This is a genomic window from Candidatus Brocadia sp. (genome assembly GCA_021646415.1).
Lineage (GTDB): Bacteria > Planctomycetota > Brocadiia > Brocadiales > Brocadiaceae > Brocadia.
Genome location: SOEU01000011.1, coordinates 69,829 through 90,172 on the forward strand (window position 1 = coordinate 69,829; position 20,344 = coordinate 90,172).

20 protein-coding genes are annotated in these 20,344 nt (G+C 40.9%); 11 read left to right on the plus strand and 9 right to left on the minus strand.

The annotated features are described in order from the left end of the window. Window positions 1-32: 32 nt before the first annotated feature. The 3 genes from E3K36_10385 to E3K36_10395 all read right to left on the minus strand — a co-directional run bounded on the left by E3K36_10385 (window position 33) and on the right by E3K36_10395 (window position 3,634). A complete protein-coding gene (locus E3K36_10385; protein MCF6155640.1) occupies window positions 33-2,795 on the minus strand; it encodes a cation-translocating P-type ATPase in 2,763 nt (920 codons plus the stop codon). Between the two features lie 61 nt (window positions 2,796-2,856). Next, entirely contained in the window at window positions 2,857-3,048 is a 192-nt protein-coding gene (locus E3K36_10390) for a YHS domain-containing protein (GenBank protein ID MCF6155641.1), read from the minus strand. Window positions 3,049-3,076: 28 nt separating this feature from the next. Continuing rightward, complete coding sequence (locus E3K36_10395; protein MCF6155642.1) at window positions 3,077-3,634, minus strand: hypothetical protein; 558 nt, start codon at window positions 3,632-3,634, stop codon at window positions 3,077-3,079. 789 nt (window positions 3,635-4,423) lie between these two features. Here E3K36_10395 and cas1 point away from each other — a divergent pair. Continuing rightward, entirely contained in the window at window positions 4,424-5,308 is an 885-nt protein-coding gene (gene cas1 / locus E3K36_10400; GenBank protein ID MCF6155643.1) for a CRISPR-associated endonuclease Cas1, read from the plus strand. A 73-nt stretch (window positions 5,309-5,381) separates the two neighbouring features. On the opposite strand, the gene E3K36_10405 is transcribed toward cas1, so the two are convergent. From E3K36_10405 to E3K36_10430, 6 genes are all read right to left on the minus strand, one after another. Then, window positions 5,382-5,936: a hypothetical protein gene (locus E3K36_10405; GenBank protein MCF6155644.1), complete on the minus strand. Its 555-nt coding sequence runs from the start codon at window positions 5,934-5,936 to the stop codon at window positions 5,382-5,384. 36 nt (window positions 5,937-5,972) lie between these two features. After that, a complete protein-coding gene (locus tag E3K36_10410; GenBank protein MCF6155645.1) occupies window positions 5,973-6,452 on the minus strand; it encodes a polymer-forming cytoskeletal protein in 480 nt (159 codons plus the stop codon). A gap of 142 nt (window positions 6,453-6,594) precedes the next feature. After that, entirely contained in the window at window positions 6,595-6,849 is a 255-nt protein-coding gene (locus E3K36_10415; protein ID MCF6155646.1) for a DNA mismatch repair protein MutS, read from the minus strand. Between the two features lie 83 nt (window positions 6,850-6,932). Beyond that, entirely contained in the window at window positions 6,933-7,712 is a 780-nt protein-coding gene (locus E3K36_10420) for a carbonic anhydrase family protein (GenBank protein ID MCF6155647.1), read from the minus strand. A gap of 273 nt (window positions 7,713-7,985) precedes the next feature. Next, window positions 7,986-8,267 (minus strand): YkgJ family cysteine cluster protein, encoded by a 282-nt coding sequence (locus E3K36_10425; protein ID MCF6155648.1) that lies wholly within the window; start codon window positions 8,265-8,267, stop codon window positions 7,986-7,988. 158 nt (window positions 8,268-8,425) lie between these two features. Further along, complete coding sequence (locus E3K36_10430) at window positions 8,426-9,076, minus strand: class II aldolase/adducin family protein (protein ID MCF6155649.1); 651 nt, start codon at window positions 9,074-9,076, stop codon at window positions 8,426-8,428. Window positions 9,077-9,346: 270 nt separating this feature from the next. On the opposite strand from E3K36_10430, the gene E3K36_10435 reads away from it, so the two are divergent. The 10 genes from E3K36_10435 to lpdA all read left to right on the plus strand — a co-directional run bounded on the left by E3K36_10435 (window position 9,347) and on the right by lpdA (window position 20,332). After that, window positions 9,347-10,825 (plus strand): hypothetical protein, encoded by a 1,479-nt coding sequence (locus E3K36_10435; protein ID MCF6155650.1) that lies wholly within the window; start codon window positions 9,347-9,349, stop codon window positions 10,823-10,825. A 149-nt stretch (window positions 10,826-10,974) separates the two neighbouring features. After that, the gene (locus E3K36_10440) at window positions 10,975-11,592 is read left to right on the plus strand and encodes a hypothetical protein (GenBank protein MCF6155651.1); all 618 of its coding nucleotides are present in this window, start codon (window positions 10,975-10,977) and stop codon (window positions 11,590-11,592) included. Between the two features lie 176 nt (window positions 11,593-11,768). Further along, complete coding sequence (locus E3K36_10445; GenBank protein MCF6155652.1) at window positions 11,769-12,047, plus strand: acyl carrier protein; 279 nt, start codon at window positions 11,769-11,771, stop codon at window positions 12,045-12,047. 79 nt (window positions 12,048-12,126) lie between these two features. After that, window positions 12,127-12,582: a 3-hydroxyacyl-ACP dehydratase FabZ gene (fabZ, locus tag E3K36_10450; protein ID MCF6155653.1), complete on the plus strand. Its 456-nt coding sequence runs from the start codon at window positions 12,127-12,129 to the stop codon at window positions 12,580-12,582. A gap of 13 nt (window positions 12,583-12,595) precedes the next feature. Beyond that, window positions 12,596-13,822 carry a beta-ketoacyl-[acyl-carrier-protein] synthase family protein gene (locus E3K36_10455; GenBank protein MCF6155654.1) on the plus strand — a complete coding sequence of 409 codons (1,227 nt, stop codon included), beginning with the start codon at window positions 12,596-12,598 and terminating at the stop codon, window positions 13,820-13,822. Window positions 13,823-13,875: 53 nt separating this feature from the next. Continuing rightward, window positions 13,876-15,117 carry a beta-ketoacyl-[acyl-carrier-protein] synthase family protein gene (locus E3K36_10460; protein ID MCF6155655.1) on the plus strand — a complete coding sequence of 414 codons (1,242 nt, stop codon included), beginning with the start codon at window positions 13,876-13,878 and terminating at the stop codon, window positions 15,115-15,117. A 3-nt stretch (window positions 15,118-15,120) separates the two neighbouring features. Next, window positions 15,121-16,581 (plus strand): NAD(P)/FAD-dependent oxidoreductase, encoded by a 1,461-nt coding sequence (locus tag E3K36_10465; GenBank protein ID MCF6155656.1) that lies wholly within the window; start codon window positions 15,121-15,123, stop codon window positions 16,579-16,581. 4 nt (window positions 16,582-16,585) lie between these two features. Then, window positions 16,586-18,046: a radical SAM protein gene (locus E3K36_10470; protein MCF6155657.1), complete on the plus strand. Its 1,461-nt coding sequence runs from the start codon at window positions 16,586-16,588 to the stop codon at window positions 18,044-18,046. Window positions 18,047-18,153: 107 nt separating this feature from the next. Next, complete coding sequence (locus E3K36_10475) at window positions 18,154-18,579, plus strand: pyridoxamine 5'-phosphate oxidase family protein (protein MCF6155658.1); 426 nt, start codon at window positions 18,154-18,156, stop codon at window positions 18,577-18,579. 319 nt (window positions 18,580-18,898) lie between these two features. Next, on the plus strand, window positions 18,899-20,332 hold the full coding sequence (gene lpdA / locus E3K36_10480) for a dihydrolipoyl dehydrogenase (protein ID MCF6155659.1): 1,434 nt from the start codon (window positions 18,899-18,901) through the stop codon (window positions 20,330-20,332). Window positions 20,333-20,344: the final 12 nt, after the last annotated feature.

Genomic DNA, 20,344 nt, shown 5'->3' on the forward strand with positions numbered 1-20,344 from the left:
TCACCGAGACTAACATCCTTTTTTATATTCCTCTAAGATTTCTTAAAACACTTGATTATTTCCATAATAATAAAAACGAGAGTGGAAAATCCAAAGATAGCAATCCAGTCCTTTAATTCTAAAGGTATCACCTTAAAGATATTTTCAGAGTAAGGGATATAGACTATGGCTACTTGCATGGCTAAAGAAAATCCAGTTGCCAGCAGGAGTTTTTTATTAGTGAAAACACCGATCATGAATAATGAACGATGAGCATTTCGGCAGTTAAAAGAGTGAAACAATTGGGAAATAACCATTACACTAAAGGCAACCGTCCTTGCCCTCTCAAGATCGCCACTGAGAGGGCCACCGAAGCAGCAGGGTATCAATTTATTCAGAAACCAATAATGTAAATAACCGGGTTTCACGCTGCTTGTATAGTATAAAACATACAAATAAGCCAGCAACGTGCTCAAGGCTATGAGGAAACCCTGAAAAACGATCAGTGAGCCAAGATTTCTGTCTATAATCTGTTCAGTTGACCTTCGGGCTGGCCTTTTCATGATATCCGGATCTACAGCATCAACACCCAGCGCCAGCGCCGGCAATCCGTCCGTTGCGATATTAATCCATAATATCTGTATAGGGAATAATGGCAATGGGAGGTTGAATATTGAGGCAAAGAGCATCGTAAAAATCTCACCGGCATTACACGAAAGAAGGTAGTGAATTGATTTTTTTATATTATCATAAATTCCCCTTCCTTCTTCGACAGCCGCTTCTATGGAGGCGAAATTGTCATCCGTTATGATCATATCGGAGGCCTCTTTTGTAACATCCGTACCCGTTATACCCATTGATACGCCGATACTTGCTTCCTTTACGGCGGGTGCATCGTTTACACCGTCTCCGGTCATGGCTACAACCTCGCCCTGTTTCTTCCATGCCTTCACTATCCTGAGCTTGTGTTCAGCTGAAACGCGTGCATATACGGCTATCTTTGATACCTCCTTTTCTAAAATTTCATCAGGGAGTGTATCCAGTTCCATCCCATCGATAGCCTTTCTATCGTTACGAAGAAATCCCAATTCTTCCCCAATAGCCCTGGCCGTATTCTTATGGTCCCCGGTAATCATAACGGTCTTTATCCCTGCTTTGTGACAGGTCGCAACGGCATCTTTGACTTCGGGTCTGGGTGGATCAATCATGGCCAATAAACCCGCAAAAATTAAATCTCTTTCTAGACTATCGGGATCAGGGTTGATAGTTTCAATGTCAACGGGTTTGAATGCTATACCGATCACACGCAGGGCAGCATCAGCCATCTTGTTGTTTTCGTTTACTATAACGCGAATATCATCCTCTGTCAGGTCCCGCAGTTCTCCGCCAATAGAGATCCTCGTACAATCCTTTACGATAACATCCGCTGCTCCTTTTTCACAAACAAGCTGAACTGAATACGGTGTTTTCCTGATAGTGGACATCTTCTTCCGGTCAGAATCAAAGGGGATCTCAGAAGCAAGGGGAAATTTTTTCTGTAAACCTTCTTTCCAGATACCTGCTTTGGCAGCAGCGCTCAAAATGGCACCCTCGGTAGGATCGCCAAGAATCTTCCACGTAGTATTATCTCTTTTCAAATGGGCATTGTTACATAATACACCTATACCCAGAACAAACGTCACCATCCGCTTATCAATTTCTGAAAGAGGCGTGTTATTGAAAGTGAAATTTCCCTCCGGGGCATAACCTGTTCCTGAGATGTCAATAGTTTTTCCGTTGACAAATATCTTTCTCACAGTCATCTCGTTCTGGGTTAGAGTACCTGTCTTGTCTGAGCAAATGACCGTTGTACATCCAAGTGTCTCTACCGCCGGCAGTTTTCGAATCAATACATGGCGTTTCACCATGCGTTGCACCCCCAAAGCCAGGGCAATAGTTACTATCGCAGGCAAACCTTCCGGGATAGCGGCAACGGCAAGGCTCACCGACATAAGGAATGCTTCCAATAACGGGTCTTTCCGCCATAACTCTAAAAGAAATACGATTGCCACGATTCCTAAGCACAGATAGACCAATTTTTTTCCAAACACCTCGAGCTTACGCTGCAGGGGGGTCTCTTCTTTTCCCGATTCCTGAATGAGACCTGCAATCTTTCCCAACTCAGTGTGCATTCCGGTTGATATAACAACACATATCCCTTTGCCACTTGTTACTGAGGTGCCCATAAATACCATATTTTCCCTGTCGCCTATTGGTAATAAGGGATTTTGGAGTGGTTCTGTGGATTTGCTGACCGGTGTTGATTCTCCCGTAAGAGAGGCCTCCTGGGTTTTCAGACCAAAAGAAGAGTATAATCTGCCATCCGCAGGGACACAATCTCCAGCCTCAAGCAGCACAATATCACCCGGCACAATATTTCGGGATGGAATGGAATGGACCTCACTGTTACGCAACACCCTTGAAAAAGGTGTTGTCATTTTTTGTAAGGCATCAAGGGATTTCTCGGCACGGTATTCCTGAATGAATCCAATAATGGCATTGATGATAACGATGGCAACAATGGCCAATGCATCGATCCATTCTCCCAAAAATCCGGAGACTATAGCCGCAACAATCAGTATCCAGACGATAAAGTCATTAAACTGCCCCAAAAAGAGTATGAGGGGGGAGACACCTTCCTTTTCCTCCAGCTGGTTGTATCCGTATTTTATAAGCCTGTTTTCTGCCTCAACATGACTGAGTCCGCTGTCGGTATTGGTACCGAGATTCTCTATGATCTCTTCAGCCCGCATCGTATGCCATGATATATCAACCATTATACGTTGTCCTTAGAAAAAAATTTTAACCCTTACACTATACTCGTTTTGCCAGGCTTATTTACTCTATCTGAATTTTCACCAGATTATTGTTTTTCTTTTCTATAAGATGCAGGGGGGCTTTTTTGAAGATCTTTTTACAATGTTCCGCGCAGAAGTAGTAACCTTTCCCTTTGTATTCTTCCTTTCTGTTTCCAGGTAACAATGCCTCTAACCCTTTACTTACTGTGTTACAACAATAAAACCAGGGAATTTCTTAGCGAAAAACATATAATCCATTATTAGCGTCCCATCATCCCAGTAGCTTTGACGACAAGGGCTGTTAAACCAGAATCCGAATTTCTCACGTAAACCCTGGCCTTTTTCCCTACCGTGGGTTTTCCTTTGATGCATCTGGCAGAAGTAATATCAATCTCTTTGCCCAGGAGTGTGATAGAATCGTTGTCCACTGCCTCCACAATTCCCTCCAGCTTCCCGGCTCCCTCTATTTTAATTATACTGGCAACAAACGATCCATCCTTTATATTCCCTTTTCCCTCAATCATATCGCCTTCTATAATGTCGTCAACGCTCAGTGAGGAATCGCAATCCCTTAATACTATTTCTGCGGCACTTGCATCTATATCCATGCCGAGGACTGAGATTGTTGACCCGGAAACCGAGCTTACCACACCTCGTATTCCGGTTTTACCCCTGCCATGCGTATTGCCATGGTCATCATGATCACCATGATTGTCCCGACTATAATCTCCATAAATATTCGTGTAATTCAATCCAACTGGCATAATAAAACAGAAAAGAAACAGAACGGCGGTGATGAATATATTCTTGTACTTCATTTCTCTACTCCTTTTCAAAACTTTCCAAGTGATTTTCCATTAAATTTGTTGTTAGGCAGATAAAACTCATCGGATGGAGGGGAAGCCCTGACAATTTATTTTCGCTGTATCACCAGAAGTGTTCTGTTGCCCTAAAATTCTTGTTAATTCACCTGCAGAGTATGAAGGCAGGGGATTTTGATTAACCGGGGTGGATGCCCATGACCCACAGGAACAAGACATGAAAATAGCACTTAAAGTGCCCATTATCAACAGATGTCTTTTTGCGAACATACACGATCCGCTCTGTCAAAACAAATACCCGGCTATCTTTCTTTAGAAAATAGTAAGTCTTAAGGTATCACATGTTTGAATAAGATGTCAAACGTAATCTGTGGAAGGGATTTCCGGGATAATGAAAATGAGGTCTTTTTAATGAAGAAAAGGTATTTATCGATTTTTGTTTTGTTTTTTTGTCACAATAGATATAGAATTCGACAATAGATTCGGGGAATTGATGTATGCGTTCATTACTGCATACCACCTAACGCAAAGGAATCATCAATGAATACCTTCACAAACCTGGTTCTTCTCATCGGCACAAACCCATTACCGAATTACGTAGTTGCAGGGATGGGAAATAGCGCTGTCCCCATTCCCCTAAAGATTCCACTTGGCAGGCCCAAAAACCATTGAAAGCAGTTGAGTCGGGAAAGCCTGATTCTCCAACATAGGAGGATAAGATTTTTGGAAGTGCAGGAACTGGGCAGGGATGTTTTTCCATGAGATTAAAAGATGGCTCTTTAAAAGATGATAAAGAGTGGAATCATGATGATTATCCAAACAAAAATGGAGTCCGTTTTTTCCACCGCCCTTCTGAGGAAATGCACGGAGGACAATATCCCGCTCACCATTGCTCTGGGCTCCGGGTATTACATCACAACGGTGAAGCCGGATTCAAAAAAATACTATGATGTCTCTTACGAACACGGGAAGAAGTATTATTCACTCTCTGAGACCGAAGTGCTCTGTATTGCAAAGGAATTTGCTGCAGGCAAGATACAAAATTACATTGCTCTTTTTCAGCAGAGATTTCTTAAGGAGCAGTACCGGTTTATCGATGAACTGGAGGGGGTGATCTGCCAGATGCATCAGGCAGGTGACGTTGCGCAGGTGCGCGGCCTGGAAGGTGCGGCGGCAAAGAAGATTTATCAGAGGCTGAATAACTTTATCGATGACGATGCCTTTCGTATTCTGAAGCGGGACAGGCGGAGCCCAGACCGCATGAACGCCCTGTTAAATTTTGGATATTACCTCCTCTTCTCCCGCATCAATGCCACGGTGAGGGCGGTTGGCCTGAATCCCTACCTGGGCTTTTTGCACAATCCGCAGGATAATTATGAATCCCTTGTGTGCGATATTGAAGAGCTGTTCAGGGCGAGGATTGACCGGTTTATCATACGTCTGATCAATCTGAAGGTTGTTGGTCGGGACGATTTTGTTGAGACGGAAAGGGGTCTCCATCTGAAAAAGGATGTCGTCAGAAAATTCATCGACCTGTTTGAGTCGGAGATGGAGAAAAAGGGCGCTCAGGGCACATTGTCGATGAAGGAAGACATCTATGTCCAGACCATCGTGCTGAAGAAATGGGCGATAGAGAACAATTCACTTTCATTCTACCGTTGGAAAATATAAACGAAAATTAAAAAAAGATTGAATTTTTCAATTACCCCATCTTTCAAAGATGTGCCAGACAGTATCGTGCGGTTTATGAAAAATGTGGGTTTGATTTTAGCATCTGTACACTCCCGTTAAATATCCCACCCTTTTTTACGATTAGTTTACGGCACGTAATTTTACCGCAGATTTCACCCGGCTTTAAAATCTCAACAGTCCCCATTGCATAAAGGTCACCATGAATTTTGCCTTTTATAATAGCATTCCCAACCCGAATACTTGAGATTTCTATGACACCTTTTCTTTTTAAATACAATGTGCCGTGTGTCTCAATATTTTTCCCCAAAACGGCTTTTATCTTATAATCACTCAGGTCATTGTGGTGATAGCAATAACAACATGTTACCGCCTGAGCCTTCGCATTTGTAAAAATTTCTTTTCCACACTTGTAACAAAGAATCCGCCGGTCTCCCCTCGAAGGTTTTTTCTTTTCTTCGGGTGGTGAGAGAATCGCTTTAACATCGATATACCGATTACAATGACGGCATGGTATCGAAATACAATGGACCGATACGGTGAGATTATGCTGGCAATAAGGACATACAATATCTCTGGTTCCATGCAGTTCGTTTGCTTTCGAATTCATAAATCAATTCTATTATAACGTGACCTCGATGAAAAATTATTCCAGATTCTTTTTTGGTTCCTTTTTCCATTCCTTTGAATTTGTGGTTTCTGTTTTGAATCCATCCGGATTCACATTGCAATTTCCGACAAAAACAACCCCTTCTTCGATAACCAGGGTTCGTGCTTTGAGATCACCGATGAGTTGTGCCAGTTTTCTGAGTTCAACTTTTTCGGTTGCAATAACGTTTCCATCCACATGACCTTCAATAATGGCATTTTTCACCTTAACATTTGCTTTAATACTACCCGTTTTGCCAACAACGAGCTCTCCGTCATCTGTTATCATTTCCCCTTCAAACTTTCCGTCAATTTTCATGATACTGCTAAACTTGATTGTACCTTTGATTTCAACATCCGATGTTAAATTCGTTATATTTTCTCCACTCATTTCAGTCTCCTTTCCTGGTTCGATCATTTCTTCAGTTTTATCTCTGGTCTCATCTGATACCGTACCTTTTCGGAATATATTAATCATTCTCTATGCCTTTCTTTTCTTAACAACTACATTGTTGCTATGTTAAACCCAAACCCGTCTTCAAGTGGAGGAGTGTTCCCATGCTCCTTTCGGGCAGAGTCTGGGTGAGGGGTATTTTCGTGTCAATACTCTACAATCATTGCTAGTGCCGGAAACGTACAAAGAGTCTTCCAAAATTTTCACTGTCTTTATCTATACGATGATATAACTTTTTGATGTCAGGACGGTTGAGAAAACGCAAGACGGTCTTCTTTAACTGCCCACTTCCTTTTCCGGGAATGATTTCCACCATCGCAATCCTTTTCTCGACGGCTTCAAAGATAACACGATTGAGTTCTTTTTCGATTAAATCCCCTTTTTTACAGATGTCGTGTAGATCGAGTTTTAGTTTGGCCATGCAATTATTTCTTACCGGGCACTAATTTTTTCTTTGTGGCTCAGCGTCTGGTTTATAACAAAAAACTACAGAAGGCAACCGGCTTAGTAACTTTCCTTGACAACCCGACCATGGACTGGTTGAATCGGCCTTGCATCATACTTGAATATTGAACTAAATTTACCCACCCCTGCTTTTGATACCTCAATCGGCGTCTTTAAAATAAACCAATTCACAATTTCATTGCAAGGGGGGGTGGTAAGTGAACCAGTGTAGTTATAATATCCTGTGGCATTCTTTGGAAGGAGTTGGCTTGCACATATCCTTATATCAGAGACTATATGCTCTTTACCCACATCTTTTGGGAAGTTACTCCACAGGGTTTTTATGAATGCGTTTTCTTTACCTGCCTCAATGAGTACAGCAACAACTGCTATTTCTCCATGCTCCCCTTTATGCACGAGATGCGCTTCCATATCGTAATGTTTTCCATGTATTATATGTTCACTCGGCGTATGAAAGTGAAACTGTATAAGTTCGAACCTTTTATGGCCTATTGATATTGAGCTTCCTTTCCCATAATTGACCTGAATAGTATGACCGTTATTTATGATTTTTAACGGAGTTGGGTAATAATGAAAAATTATGTTTTCCATTTTGGCCTTTTCGGTTATAGAAATACCGATCGGTGATTGCATGTCTCCGGTTTTGCACTTGCAATATTCTCGTTTTAGTTCACCCCAATGATCGGGACCCTGTTCACCTTCGTAATCCCAATGGTCGGAAGGAATGTGCTCACCAACGCCAGCGAACAAAGATGTTGCTGCAATAAAGGAAAGGAACACAAAAGCAGACGTTAAAAAAATATATTGAACAGTCTTCATCTTGCCTCCTTATAAAATTGATTAAGTTTATGAAAATACATAATACAAGGTAAAAATATTAGTCATATTTACCTGGTTCGAACGAGTCGGAAAAAGACAAAAACCGAAGCACGAAATTTGTGAGTCAACCCTGACAGGGTTAGTTTTATTCATATTTTTGCTAAAAATGTCCAAATATTCTTTATATGATACTTCTTATAGCATTTCAACGAGCCTCCTGTCAATTTGGAAATTATCTGTTTGAAATTTGAAAACCCATTATGATTGACCAACTTATTCAGAAGCTTGTAATTTGAAGAGCAGAGGGGCAGTACATCGTTCGAGAAATTCTAGATATGCGTATGCTTCTTCAGCCGTTTGTCCGCACATCTCTTCCGAGGGTTGAAGGCTCAAACAAACTGCCGGCCTTTCCGGTTTGCCAAAGAGGAGGCAGCGGTTATCCGAACTGAGTTGCTGGCATTGAATACCGGCCGGTTTACCATTCGGCATACCGGGAATTGGAGATGAAATTGATAGTGCAACACAACAGGCGCCACATCCTATTCTACATTTCACGTGATATCCCTGCAATTTTCCTAAGGCCTTCCATTCCACAAGTCAAAAACCCGCGTAAGTGCTAAAAGAGCCAGTGAATGTCTGAAACTACCCTTATGAATTTTATTCATGTTTTTGCTAAAATGTCAAAATTATCTTTGGAAGATACTACGCCCTTGTTATACGGTACGAGGCTGTTTTTTGCCTTCTTGCGGACGCAGATAGGCAATAGCATCCGGAGAAAGAAATTGAATTTGGTTGCCTGCATAAAGGATAATCTCACAAGCCAATTCAAAGAAACTTGCCTTTTGAATTGCGTCATCAAAACTTCTTCCCACGGTGACCTGACCGTGGTTCTTCAAAATCACTAGATCGTGTCCCTTCGCGGCAGAAATGACTTCTTTTGCAAGATCATTTGATCCGGGATTCAGGTAAGGTACAACCGCAATTGAGCCAATATAGTAAGGAATTTCTGGAATAACAAAAAAATTCTCAGGATTCCTGCTATTGCAGGCGACCGCTGTGGCAAAGGGAGACTGAAAGTGCAGAACCACATTAACATCAGAACGTTCACGGAATATGCCAAAGTGGAAATCATTCTCTGCAGAAGGTCTCTTTTCGTTCAGGACAGTGCCATCTGAAATCCGGCAAATTGCAATCTGCTCTCTGCTCATCTCTGCCATCCATGAGCAGGTTGCAGTAATAAGCATATATTCTTCATTTACCCGCCAGGATAAGTTCCCGCTGCTACAACGTGCCAATCCATGGGACGCCACCCGATGGCAGGCAGCAACAAACTCTTTTAAATACTTTTCTGAAATATGGCGCATCGATACTTCCCGATTTTATTTGGTTGTGATTTATACATAATTCTAAATAATTTCCGGGATTTAATGCAAGGAAAACTATTACTGAAAAACCGGTGAAAGATCTAAGACAGGTTCCTGGTTTCAGGGCACAACCTTGCGTCATAATAATTACTTTAGAGTTGTATTTTGAAATATAAAATTTATAATACCGCGTGAGACTAATAATGCAGAAGATTATGATAGAGTCTCTGTATTTTAAAAGACCCTCATGAAAATTAAGGAGAAATATACATGAAATGGTTGAATTTTAAGCATCCGTTTTATTTGACAACTTTAATTTTATGCGGCTTTACCATAGTAGCTATTCCCCATGGTGTGATTGCAAAGGAGAAAAAAAACAAGGATAAAAAAAGCACTGTAACGGCAGAATGCGTGTTAAAGAAAATAACGACCATTCCTGGGCAGGAGTTAGTAGTCGAAAGGGGGAAGGGTGTTAATGTTACGGTAGTGGTGAAATGCAAAGGTGATATTCCTGCCGCAGGCGTTACGGTTGAAGCTGCTACATTGAAAGGGAAAAAGGTCATTGAACTTTCTCCTATAAGTGCTGTAACAGACAAAGATGGCAAAGCAGTTTTCACCATTACAGGCAACAGAAAAACAGAAGAGGAACTTGCAGAGATTAAATTTACGGCAGAGAAGCTTGCCACAAAATTGGCGGTAAAGGTCAGAAGAACCGAATGTAAACCTGGAAATATCAAAATAGAACCCGCGAAGGAATTGGTACTTGAGCCCGGGAAAAGCAGTCAGATCACGGTAAAGGTGATATGCGAAAACGGTAGCCCTGCTGTGGATGCCAAGGTAGATGCACTTGTTCAGGTTGGCAGCGATAAGTTAGACATTTCATCATCGGCAGAATTAACCGACGCAAGCGGGAAGGCGGTCTTTACCGTAACGGGTATTCAGGAGACCAAAAAAGGGTCTGCCTCAATCAGGTTTATGACCGGAGACCTTAAAGCGGAAGTGGATGTAAAAGTCAAATCAGTTGCAGGAGAGGAAGGCACAGAAACGACACAGTTAGTGCCAAAGGCAATACAAACTATTCCAGGGCAGGAGGTGACGGTTGCAAGAGGAAAAGATGTCAATGTCGTTGTAAAGGTGATGGGCAAAGGTAACATTCCTGCTGCCGGCGTTACCGTTGAAGCAGCTACACTGAAAGGGAAAAAGGCCATAGAACTTTCTCCTGTAAGTGCTGTAACAGACAAAGATGGCAAAGCAGTTTTTACCATTACGGGCAACAGAAAAACAGAAGAGGAACTTGCAGAGATTAAATTTACGGCAGAGAAGCTTGCCGCAAAATTGGCGGTAAAGGTCAGAAGAACCGAATGTAAGCCAGGAAGAATGAAGATAGAACCCGATCAGAAGGTAGTACTTGAACAGGGAAAGAGTAAGCAGGTCACGGTAAAGGTGATATGCGAAGACGGTAGCCCTGCTGTGGATGCCAAAGTGGATGCAATCGTCCAGGTTGGCAGTGGTAAGATAGACCTTTCGCCGTCCGCAGAATTAACCGACGCAAGTGGTAAGGCGGTCTTTACCGTAGCGGGTATTCAGGAAACCAAAAAAGAGCCAGCTACTATTAGGTTTATGACTGAAGACCTTAAAGCATACCTCAACGTAAAAGTTATACCAGTAACGGCAGAGATAACACAACCAGAAGAGGCGACACCAAAAGAAATTGCAACTCCAAAAGAAGAGGCAACGCCTGAAAAGTAACAACGCCGGAAGTACAGGTTACACCGTCGTGGTAATTTTTAGGGATTCATTTTCTTACGGAGAAAAAAGAGAGAAAGGTACGTGGATGAATATCTTGTTTCTTAGATAATGAAACAGGAAAGATTTTTTAGAGAAGAAAGGGAAGAACAATGACTGCAATATTAAAAGAAGATATTTTGCGGGGGAAAAATAAGGAAACCTCCGGTAAAGAAAAAGTAGATAAAATAATGGATACCATAGTTGAGTCAATAGAGGCACCACATCATGCAAAAATGGAGAGTGTAGAAAGTAAGGTAGCATCAGAATCAATAAAACCAACGGAAATGGAAGGTGCTGGAAAACAATATCTCTTTAGCAGTGAAATATTGATAGAAGGCGAAAACAAGTCCGACCTCGATGAGGTTAGGAGCAGGCTTCTAAAAGAATTGAAACCCTCAGATGAAATAGAATCAATTATTGTGGATCGTATCGTTTCAAGTGTCTGGCGATTAAAACGATGCTTGAAAATTGAAAGCCAGATGATGGAGTATGAGACGTCATGCATTCAGGAATATGAGCAAGGATTTTTTAGAACCAGGAAAAGGACTGGCAAAGAACTGATACAATTAAAGGCATTAAAAATTATCGAAAACAAAAACAGAATCGCTGAATTATCTAAATATGAAACAATGTTAGAAATGCAAATATATAAGGCATTGAGAGAATTGTCTAAATATAGACGACGAGAGGCGAGACAAGAGAAGAGGACGCTGAGAAGGGCTAAATAATCGTGAATGGGAAAATATTGGGAGGATTTTTGATATTGTAACATAATATACATTATCAGACGTTGTAAATTTATTGACAAAATATTATTGACAATAGAAATTACGTCTGCTACTATGTTGCCCTGAGTTTTAGCAACGATGGTTGTTTTATTGTTTTGAGCAGTTTATTATGGAGGATGACGATTTTGAACGCTGAAGAAATTGAAAAAGGTGTAACCGCGATAGTCGCTGAGGTTACAGAATTAGATGAAAAAGAAATTTGGGATAAAAGAGATGCAAATTTCTTTAAAGACCTCGAGATTGATTCCCTTTTGGCCTTAGAAATTCTTGCGCTTATTGAGAAGAAATTCAAGGTGCAAATCCCCGAAGAAAAGCTTGTTGATATTACATCCCTAAGTGCCACCATTGATTTAACAAAATCTGTTTTGGCAGAAAGCGGAAAACTTTCATCTTAAAGCTCCAAATAACAGGGTGAGAATTGTATATTGTGTTAGGTAATATTATTCTGATTAACGAGACGATGGGCTACAGTAAATGATGCTTTTTGAGGAAATCCGATCTCTTCTTCCTCAAAAATATCCTTTTTTATTTATAGATAAAGCTATTGAGTTTGAAGAAGGAAAAAGAATTGTTTGTGTAAAAAATGTCTCAGGTAATGAACCAGTCTTTGTCGGACATTTCCCTGACTTTGCCATTATGCCCGGGGTTTTAATCATCGAGGCAATGGCACAGGCTTCTATCGTCCTGTTCAAGAAGAGCCTTCCCCCAAAAAATGACAGGGATACGGTTTTTTTATTGGCATCAGTAAATAACGCTCGGTTTACAAAACCCGTCTTTCCTGGCGACCAACTCTTCATAGAAATCATTGTAGAAAAAATTGTGTCTAAGGGAGCTATTGTTCAAGCTGCAGTAACGGCTGATGAAAAAGCGGTTGCTAAGGCAACGCTGACTTTTGGAATTGCAGATAAAAGCGCATTAATATCGAGTTGATAAAATTATATTTATGAATAAACGTGTGGTTATAACAGGCGTAGGTATGATCACCCCTATCGGATCGGGAAAGGACACATTCTGGAGTGCCCTAATTACTGGGGTATCTGGTGTTGATGATGTGACGTGTATTGACACTTCCGGATATAAGGTACATAAAGGATGCGAAGTAAAAAACTTCAAGTATTCCGATTATATAAAAAATGGCATCCTTAAAAAAATTGGTAAAGGTTCGCAATTTGCGATTGCGGCAACAAAGCTTGCTCTGGATGATGCCAAGCTTAACATCCGTGCCGTTGACTTAGAAAGGCTTGGAGTTTCTGTTGGAACTACTGCGGGAGAAATACAAATCCTGGAAAAAGTCAATTATATACGACACAAAGAGGGAGAAGATAAAGTAGACCCCGATTTGTTTCTCATGCATCCATGTAATAATATTCCTGCTAACATTGCCATTGAGTTTGGTTTCAAAGGTCCCAATACTATTATTCCCACAGCGTGCGCAGCGGGTAATTATGCAATTGGGTATGCTTATGATTTGATTAAGTTCGGACGGGTGGCTATGATGGTTGCTGGCGGTTCAGACCCTTTTTCGAAAGTTGCCTATACAGGATTTGCCAGATTGGGCGCCATCGCTCCAGAGATATGTCAACCATTTGACAAAAACAGAAAAGGCATGATGGTTGGTGAAGGCGCAGGCATGCTTCTCTTAGAATCACTTGATCATGCGATGGAGAGGAATGCAAATATTTATGCCGAAATCATTGGTTACGGCCTTAGCTGTGACGCCTATCATATAACTATCCCTCATCCCGATGGGGAAGGCGTTATCTCCGCTATGAAAAAAGCCTTAAAATGCGCAAATCTAAAACCAGAAGACGTCCAGTATGTCAGTGCCCATGGAACAGGAACTCCTGCTAATGACAAAGCCGAAACGATCTCTATTAAAAAGGTATTTGGGGATAAACCTGAGCATCTCGCAATTAGTTCAATAAAATCAATGATTGGTCATACCATGGGTGCTGCCAGTGCAATAGAAGCCATTACCTGTGCATTGGTTGTCCAAAACGATATCATTCCCCCGACGATTAATTATGAAACACCGGATCCTGAATGTGATCTGGATTATGTACCTAATGTAGCAAGAAAACAAAAGGTAAATATCGCACTGAATAACGCTCATGCATTTGGTGGCAATAATAGCTGTTTAGTCGTTAAAAAATTTACAGGCAGAACGTGAAAAAACAAACAGTTCTCCGGAACTGAATTAGGCGCCTATAACAGAGGTTTGTAATGGAAAAAACGAGGATAGTTGTTACCGGTGTTTCGGTTATTTCATCCATTGGAAGTAATAAGGAAGTTTTTTGGAATAATTTAACCAATGGTGTATCAGGCATTAAACCCATTACCTTGTTTGATGTAAGTAAATTTCATAGTAAACAAGCCGGTGAGATTTCTGATTTTGACGCAAAGGTCTACCTTGGCCAAAAGGGAATCCGCCATATTGATAGGACATCCCTTCTTGTATCATCTGCGACGGTTCTTGCCATTAAGGATGCCAATTTAGAGAATAATACCTACAGTGGTGATGAATTAGGTATTGTCGTTGGTTCTACGTATGGCAGTATTGATAGTATCAGTTCTTTCGATTTCCAGTCTTTGCGTGAAGGTCCTAATTATGTGAATCCCATGGATTTTCCTAATACCGTGCTGAATGCACCAGCAAGCCGTGCCTCTATTTTTTGTAAGGCAACAGGGCTGAATACAACCATTTCAAATGGTGTAACAAGCAGCATCGATGCGATTATTTATGCCTCTGATTTCCTTCGGATGGGTCGGGTAAAGGCTGTAGTTGCCGGAGGCGTGCATGGATTAACTCATGACATCTTTTGGGGAGCACATAATTCTAAAATATTATCGGGAAGTAAGGATGGGACTCAGGAAATTTGTGCACCCTTTGACAAAAGACGCAATGGGATGGTCATTGGTGAAGCATCGGCATTAGTCATCCTCGAAACCTTAGAAGATGCGCTCCGGAGAAATGCACATATTTATGCAGAAATCAAGGGTTACGGAACCGCATTTGACCCTGAAATGGCTGTTAGCAGGGATTATCAGATAGACGGCAACAAAAGGGCTATCATGGGTGCCATTCATGATGCCAGTCTGACGTTGAATGATATTTCTTACATATCTGCCAATGCTTATTCTGGTGTTTATGGCGATGCAATGGAAACCAGAGTTATTAAAGAAGTCTTCGGCATGAGAGCAAATCTTATTCCTGTTACCGCAATAAAATCTATGACAGGTGAATGTTATGATGCCTCGGGAGCATTGCAGACAATAGCCGCAGCAATGTCCATGAACACACACACAGTTCCACCGACAATTAACCTTAAGGAACGTGACCCTGAGTGTGATTTAGATTATGTTGCCAATATCGCCAGGGTCTTACCAGTCAAAAATGTCCTAATCAACACCTTTTCACGATTGGGAAATAATTCGGCCTTAATTATCTCCAAATACAAGCAGTAATTCATGATATCTTCCAACCGGTGCATTCAATCCACTAAAAAGGATAGTCTTTATCCTTCTTATGATGCAATTGTGATTGGTGCAGGTATTGCTGGTCTGGTTTGCGGTGCATTCCTCGCCAGGATCGGGAAAAAGGTACTCATTGTGGAGCAGCATTCCATCCCTGGCGGTTATTGCACTTCATTTAAAAGGAAAGGTTTCAATTTCGATGCGGCAGTTCACCATATTGGGGGTTGTGGAAAATGGGGTATTGTAGGGCGTTGCCTTAAAATTCTGGAGATAGAGCTGGATTTTTATCCTCTCGATCCAATGGACCATTTGATTTTCCCCAACCTTACCATAGAAATTCCAGCCGATTTGGACGAATATATCATACGTTTACAGGGTCGCTACCCATCGGAAAAGGATAGCGTCAAGCATTTCTTTCAGGATTTTTTAAAGCTCTATCGCGCTACATTCAATAATGAGAAAAGCCAAATTATAGATAAATATAAAAATCAGACGTATATTGAAATGTTGAATGCTTTTTTGAAAAATGACGAGCTCAAGATGATACTTTCTGGTCAATGGGGTTATATAGGGCTCCCCCCTACCCAAGCTTCTGCTATAGGCATGTGCCAGATGATGATCAATTATCTCAAAGACGGCGCCTTTTTTCCTGCGGGTGGTACGCAAGAGTTTGCTAATGCAATTTTTAAGAAATTTATTGATTTTGGTGGGCATATTATGCTATCATCCAAAGCCGAAAAAATTTTATGTACCGGCAAAACCGCCGTTGGTGTAAAATTGCAGGAAGGGAAAGAGATATCCTCGGACGTTGTTGTTTCAAACATTGATGCCCGGCAGACCTTTTTCGGATTATTAGAAGGTAAATCAGATACACCATTCCTTCAAAGAATTAGAGAAATGAAGGAAAGTTGTTCCTTTTGCCTTTTATACTTGGGAGTAGGTGAAGGCATAGATTTAAGTGAATTAAAAAGAGGATTTTATCATACTGCCACAGATGCAAGATATGTAAATGACGAGTGGATGTATGTGTCGGTTCCAACGAAGATAAGCCCTGCACTTGCCCCGCCAAACAAGCAGATAATCTCTGCGGTTGTTTACATGGAGAAAGAAAAATATAATGATATTACTGATTGGAAATCTTTTAAAGAAAGTATGATATCAGGTACAATAAATCGACTGGAAGAATACGTCCCTGATATAAAAAAACATATCGAAGTAAAAGATGCGGCTACCCCGAAAACTCTGGAGCGGTACACGTTAAATACCAATGGAGCCGCTTACGGCTGGGAGGTCAGTGTGGATCAAATATGGGATAATAGACTTCCCCATCAGACGCCGATTGATAATCTGTATTTGACTGGTCATTGGACAAGGCCTGGTCCTGGAATTTGTGCTGTTGTTTCTTCTGGATGGGGTGTAGCAAATTTAATTATGGAGAAGGAGAATTGGAGGTAAATTTATGAAAAGAAAAATGATGTTGATTAACCCACACAAGCCGGGTAGGCATGGCGAAGAGAGTATTACCGTAATCGTCCAGATGCCTTTGAATCTTGCTTATGTTGCCGCCCTTACGCCAGGCGATTGGGAATTTGACGTTATTGACGAAAATCTCGAATTGGCAATAGATGATAACGGTGAAATTACCTTTAAACCCGTAGATCTTGTGTGTATAACAGCAGTTACCTATCAATCTCCCAGGGCCTACACGATTGCTACTGCCTGTAGGAAAAAGGGTATGACCGTAATCATGGGTGGAATACATGCGTCTGTAATGCCTGAGGAAGCCATAAAGTACGTCGATGCTGTTTTTGTGGGTGAGGCAGAGGAAGTATGGCCACAGGTAATCAAAGATTTTGAAGACGGAAAGCTCAAGAAGATTTATCAGGGAGGATTGCCTCCCCTCAGCCTGATGAAAAAGGTATATCCTAATCGGGAGCTCATGAAGAAAAAATATGACTATAAATTTTCTTCCATTGTCACAACGAAGGGATGCCCGAACTATTGCGATTTCTGCAGCGTCCCCACATTCCAGGGAAGAAAATTCAGGGAGAGACCTTATGAAGATGTTCTCGCAGAGATGGCCGCAACAGATTATAAGGGTTTGATGCTGGCAGAGGATAATTTTTACGGTCATGGGAAAAAGTCAAACGAGAGGGCACGGGATCTTTTTAAGGGCATGGTGGAGCGCGGCATCCACAAAGATTGGCTAGGATTTACTGCTTTAAATATTTCTCAGGATCCTGAGACATTAAATTATATGGCAAAGAGTGGCTGCTTTGGTATGCTTATCGGTATCGAATCTACCAATGAGGCCGTTTTACAGAAGATGAATAAGCGGGTAAACCTTAAGCTGGGTACAGATAGTTACTTTGATTGTATCCAAAAGATACACGATGCCGGCCTGGTTGTTTGGGGATCAGTAGTGTTTGGAGCCGATGGAGATGATAAAGACTCCTTTAAAAGAATGACTGAGTTCATATTGGAAAATAATATTGATATTCTTACCTTTGGTATTAACTGCCCATTCCCCAAGACTCAACTTTATGCCAGACTGGATTCAGAAAAGAGGATCTTCAGGAAAAATTATCCAGAAGATTGGCAATACTATGATACTGCTCATGTGGTTCATCGTTTCGTAGACATGACGTTAGAAGGCTTTATCGAAGGTATGCAATATGTTTATGATCATGTTTACGCAGGTGATAACCTAAGAACACGTTTCAGAAATTCTATTAAGACAACGAAAAATCCGAGAAATTCCATGTTTGCATTCAGGGTAGGTTCTGACTGGAAACAGGTCTTTGAACAGGTCTTGCAGAATTTAAAAGAGTTGTATGACTCAGGTGATTATTATAAAGATTATTACAAATCAAGTGCGGTACCTGTTTCAAAACCCATAATGGAAGCAGTTACTACATAATACAAACAAATTATGTATTCCTGAATAAGAAGTTTACAAAGGCACATCAATTTTTATGCATTTGATGTGCCTTTGTGTTATGGATTTTATGTTCGGTGGGGAATTGAGTGAAAGATATTCTGGACCGAATTAAAAATTTTGTCAAACGAGTAGAACTCTTTTATGTGGCAACTTCTAATCAAAAGGGAGAGGTACATCTTGCTGTAGCGAAGGATTTGATTTTTTTACCTGATACGGAACACATAGCTTTTAAGGCGTGGTTTTGCAAAAAAACGATTGAAAATATTCAAAAAAACCCGAATATATCCATTGCCATTTATGATGCAAAGTCTGATACGGGTTACCAAATTATTGGTAAGGCAATTTCAAAGAGTGTCGTTGCTGTTTTGAATGGTTACGCACCTGAGTTAGAAATGGTTGAAAAAGAATATCCGCAAGAAGAGTATCAACTAAAGATAAAGATAATAAATATTATGGAACTACATAGAGTAACACATTCTGATAAGTATCTTTTAAGTAATGGATCTTTATAGGAATTTGAAAAAGAGTGATACTTATTGATCCATTTACAGAAATCGTTACAGTCTGTCATCATGGCAGAAGGGAAGCTGGATATTATAGCTTTGATGAAGAGTTTGAGTTGGTTGCTGGAGTTTCAATAAAATTAAAGGAACTATATTAAATTTGCATAACAAAATTTAGCTCAAAAAGGAGGTAAAAGTCATGATAGGTAAATTATTATCTCTGTCTATGGAAAAATCAGTTATCCCGGATATTAGCCCAAAAGCGATTATGGTTATCGCCATCGCACTTATATTCGTTATTCTATTTACCTGGAAAAAGGAGGGGTAATTGCCTGAAGGAAACTCTACCTTTGATCTTACAATCATTGGTGGCGGGCCAGGTGGTTATGTAGCGGCTATAAAAGCTGCTCAGCTAGGAATAAAAACCGCTCTCGTCGAAAGGGATAAGGTTGGTGGTACGTGTTTACATAAGGGTTGCATTCCAACAAAGGTACTCCTCCATTCCGCGGACCTTTACATGCAATTTCTCAAGGCAAATGAATTCGGGATCGTCGTTGATAAAATAGGAATTAATTATCCACAATTTCATCGGCGAAAGGAAGCAGTTGTTAAACGACTATTTCAAGGGACGCAATTTCTCCTCAAAAAAAATGGTGTAGAAGTTTTTTCTGGTGAAGGACAGCTCACATCATCAAACAACGTCTTAATCAAAAAAAATGGAACGGACGTTGGTAAAATAACTACAAAAAATGTTATCGTAGCTACGGGGTCGGTTCCGCTCATTCCGGTTAATATCCCATGCGACGGAAAATACGTGCTTACCAGTGATGATGTTTTACTATGGGAAGAAATCCCGAAATCTATTATCATTGCAGGTGGCGGTGCTGTCGGAGTGGAATTCGCCCACCTTTTTAATAGCCTTGGAACTAAGGTAACCATTATAGAACTCCTGGATGATATCCTTCCTGCCGAAGATAAGGAAATTAGTACCACTTTAAGAAAAATTTTCAATAAGAGAGGCATCGATGTCCTGACAAATACCTCTTTAGAAACAGTCATAATCGATAATGGCGTTCGTGTAAAAATAAGCAGAAAAAACAATACATCTCCCCCCCCTGCGAAAACTGAAAATAAAGAATTTATAAAAGCGGATCGTTTACTCCTCTCATTGGGCAGAATGCCTGCCTTTGCAGATATTGGGATAGAAAAATTGTCATTACATTTTAAAGGAAAATATCTGCAAACCAATGAGGTTATGGAAACCAATCTAAGCGGACTCTTTGCTATTGGAGACATTAAAGGCCCCCCCCTTCTTGCCCACAAGGCTTCGCACGAAGGGGTACTGGCTGTTTCTCACATCGCTGGCAAAGAAACCACCCCGATAAATTATCAGAATATACCGAGAGTGACGTACTGCCTTCCACAGGTAGCAAGTATAGGACTCACACAAGAAGAGGCAGAAAAAAGAGAATACAAAATAAGAGTAGGAAAATTTCCACTCATTGCTAACAGTAAAGCCATTATTGACGGTGAATATGAAGATGGATTTGTAAAAATCGTTTCTGATGAAAAATACGGTGAGATATTAGGAATGCATGCCATAGGACCAAACGTGGGTGAATTGATGTGGGGTATGTCACTTGCAACTATTCTGGAAGGGACGGCCATTGAGTTAAGGAATACTATATTTCCCCACCCCACTCTCTCCGAGGCCATTTCAGAAGCTGCCCATGCAGTTGTTGATAAACCAATACATTTATAAATAAGAAACCAT